Source organism: Enterobacter cloacae complex sp. IR5459 (assembly GCF_049238005.1).
Lineage (GTDB): Bacteria > Pseudomonadota > Gammaproteobacteria > Enterobacterales > Enterobacteriaceae > Enterobacter > Enterobacter hormaechei_C.
The window spans coordinates 1-3,184 of record NZ_JBMKIG010000044.1 but is presented as its reverse complement, the minus strand read 5'-3'; the positions used below and the strand labels follow the sequence as shown (position 1 = coordinate 3,184).

Below are 3,184 nucleotides of genomic sequence, written 5' to 3'. Positions count from 1 at the left end.
GGCAAAGACGTGATCGGTGAAGCCGGCCGTGTCGGTGTAGTGCTCCTCGATCCGCAGGTCGGACTCGTGGTACAGCAGGCCGTCGAGCACATAGGGGTCGTTTGCGGGAGAGGGCGAAATCCTACGCTAAGGCTTTGGCCAACGATATTCTCCGGTAAGATTGATGTGTTCCCAGGGGATAGGAGAAGTCGCTTGATATCTAGTATGACGTCTGTCGCACCTGCTTGATCGCGGCCGCGATAGCTAGATCGCGTTGCTCCTCTTCTCCATCCGCGTTCCAAGCTGCGGAAAGGCACCCATAAGCGTACGCCTGGTCGAGCAGGCGACGCGGATCGACGTCCAGCGCACGAGAGAATGCGTCCGCCATCTGTGCAATGCGTCTAGGATCGAGACAAAGGTCGTCTCTGTCAGCCGGATCGTAGAACATATTGGCGGCGCCAAAGCCCACTTCACCGACCAGACCGACGGGATCTATCACCAGCCAGCCGCGACTGGAGAACATGATGTTTTCATGATGCAGATCGCCATGTAGCCCACGCAGTTCCGAGGCATTGCTCATCATTTGATCGGCTATAATCGCCGCGTGGACGTAGTCAGTTTGACAACCTGCGTTTTGATCATCGCGCGCCCGCTGAAACAAAGCTGCAAAGCGATCCCGGATCGGGAGAAGGGCAGAAGGCAGGGGTTCCTCAGATGCGGCATACAGCTTCGCCATTAGTTCCGCTGCAATTTCGGTCGCCTGGTAGTCGCCGTGCTCGGCAACGATGTGAGAGAGCATTCGCTCCCCGGCATATTCGAGCAACATCAGATTGTTCTCACGACCGAGCAACCGGACTGCTCCCCTCCCATTGCGCCATACCAGATAGTCGGCCCCGCGCAGTTCATCAGCAATGTCTTCTATAGGTTTCAATCCCTTGACGATTGCAGGAGTCCCGTCTGGCAATGAAACTTTCCAAACGAGGCTGGAAAAGGTGTCCGCAATGAGAACAGGTTGCGAAACGTGCCAATGAGCAGGAAAAACAGGCGGCATGAACATCAACCCCAAGTCAGAGGGTCCAATCGCAGATAGAAGGCAAGGCGTTCGCGGTCGGGGGCTTCGATCCCCAATACATTGAATAGGACAGCGAAGGCGCGCTCTGCTTCATCTGGCGCTGCCCAGTTCTCTTCGGCGTTAGCAATCATGAGTGCCAAATCGGCATAGCGATCTGCTGTTCCGAGCCGCCCAAGGTCGATCAGACCCGTGCATTGAAGAGTTTTAGGGTCCACCATGAAGTTCGGCATGCAGGGATCACCATGGCAAACAACCATATCGGTGCGCTCTTGGTCGAGCCGCACCGGTAGCTCTCGTTCGACACGAGCCAAAAGATCGAGCTGCGGCGTACTCTTGTCCTCGTCCGGTAAGAAGTCGGGATTGACGGCATTGCGGGACACCACATCAACGGCGCGTCCGAACATTCGCGACAGCCTGCGCTCAAACGGACATTGATCAACCGATAGGCTGTGAACAGCGCCAAGTTGCTGCCCCATTGACGGCCACGCTTTGAGCAAATCCGCTCCAGACAGATCAGCCGCCGGTACTCCCGGAATTGCCGTTATCACCAAGCATGCACCCTCCTGTTCCTCCTGCCAGTTGATCACCTCGGGGCAAGCCACACCTCGACCTTTGAGCCAAATGAGGCGGTCACGCTCTCCAGCGAGCTCACCGCGGCGGGAAGCAGGTGCGATTTTCGCGAAGGCATGCCCGTCACCACGTCGAAAAACAAAATCACCAGATTCTCCGCCTCTGACAGGCAACCAGTCAGAATGCGATTCACCAAAAAAAATATTAGTTCGATTCAATGGAGGTTCCTTCAGTTTTCTGATGAAGCGCGGAGGTGGCTCAACCTGCGAAAAGAAACGAGTTGCTATGGACTTGCACCGGTTGTGTTCCGGTCTATCTCTCATTTTAAGCGGCTTTTTTCTCAAATGCCACCGGCGATTTCCAGCCGAGTGTTGAATGTCTTCGGCGTGGATTATAAAAGCCATTTACCCATATAATGCGCCTACTTATCAGCCTTTGGGACGTTGGGACGGTATTTTTCACTATATACCCCCAAGTTTTTAGACATGAAAAAAGCTCGATATATTATAAATATATCGAGCCTTTAAGTTACTGTTTTTCAATATCGTTCAAAATCTTGATAATTACAGTATACGGTTTTATGAAGTGGTATATTTGCAAATGCTTATTTTGCAAGGTCTATTTGCTTGATTTATCCTACAATCGTAATGCAAAACCCATGACCGGAAGCAACGAACTTAGGTTCAATCTCACTCAAATCCGAGGATAGCTTTTGTCCGGATTCTTGATTGGGCAATGTATCTGCGCCGCTTGATTTTACCGCTGCGTCCCAACTGCTTTCGATAACTTGTCCGTGATTCTCACCCATGCCGAACATGAGGTCGCTGCTAAAGAAAATACCACGTTTCTTTTCAAAAAATAAAAGTCCTTCCCACATATGCATTTCAGATGGGTAACTGATAGTTTGAAATTCAAAATCATCTCCGGCAAATATTTCATTCGGCTTTTTAATAAGCACATTGTTAGTAATACCAAACCCCATCAGTTGTCTTGCTGTGGTTTCGGAACAAACCGCGACAGCTTCGGGATGTTCTTTGAGAACCAAAGCAAGTCCGCCACATTCGTCTGATTCAAAATGAGAAATTAGAATGTATTTTATTTTGCGTTCACCGAGCAACTCTTGCAACTTAGGAATGGTAGTTTGCGCTTGTGATACGGCTCCGGTCTGAATGAGAACAGGCTCATTTGTCATCAATAAGTATTGGTGCATTGAAAGCTTAATCGGCTCCATTACCTCTGTAAATTGGTATAAATCTTTGATAATCTCTGTCATTGTCAAAACGCCTTTTTCTATTTATAGTCTAACCTAAATTCCACGTGTGTTTTTTATTAGCTTCAAAAATCACTATTTCACGAAGAATTTAGACTGCTTCTCACACATTGTAACATTATTTACAACCACCTTTCAATCATTTTTGATAAATCATTGATTTCATCTTTGCTGCAATGATACTTAATAAACTCTGCAAGGGTAATGACTCCAACTTATTGATAGTGTTTTATGTTCAGATAATGCCCGATGACTTTGTCATGCAGCTCCACCGATTTTGAGAACGACAGCGA

4 protein-coding genes and 1 pseudogene are annotated in these 3,184 nt (G+C 48.9%); all 5 read right to left on the bottom strand.

Translation table 11 applies throughout. The features are described 5' to 3' along the window. A pseudogene (locus tag ACOTX4_RS25665) lies at nucleotides 1–93 on the bottom strand (Tn3 family transposase); the annotation flags it as partial. 106 nt (nucleotides 94–199) lie between these two features. Further along, a complete protein-coding gene (locus ACOTX4_RS25660; RefSeq protein WP_000480968.1) occupies nucleotides 200–1,036 on the bottom strand; it encodes an aminoglycoside O-phosphotransferase APH(6)-Id in 837 nt (278 codons plus the stop codon). Further along, on the bottom strand, nucleotides 1,036–1,839 hold the full coding sequence (gene aph(3'')-Ib, locus ACOTX4_RS25655; RefSeq protein ID WP_001082319.1) for an aminoglycoside O-phosphotransferase APH(3'')-Ib: 804 nt from the start codon (nucleotides 1,837–1,839) through the stop codon (nucleotides 1,036–1,038). The genes ACOTX4_RS25660 and aph(3'')-Ib overlap by 1 nt, the downstream gene beginning before the upstream one ends. 413 nt (nucleotides 1,840–2,252) lie before the next feature. Next, nucleotides 2,253–2,894, bottom strand: a complete 642-nt coding sequence (locus ACOTX4_RS25650) for an MBL fold metallo-hydrolase (RefSeq protein WP_000134999.1) — start codon at nucleotides 2,892–2,894, stop codon at nucleotides 2,253–2,255. A gap of 212 nt (nucleotides 2,895–3,106) precedes the next feature. Next, on the bottom strand, nucleotides 3,107–3,184 hold a 78-nt coding region (locus ACOTX4_RS25645), incomplete at its 5' end, for an IS1 family transposase (protein WP_001401901.1).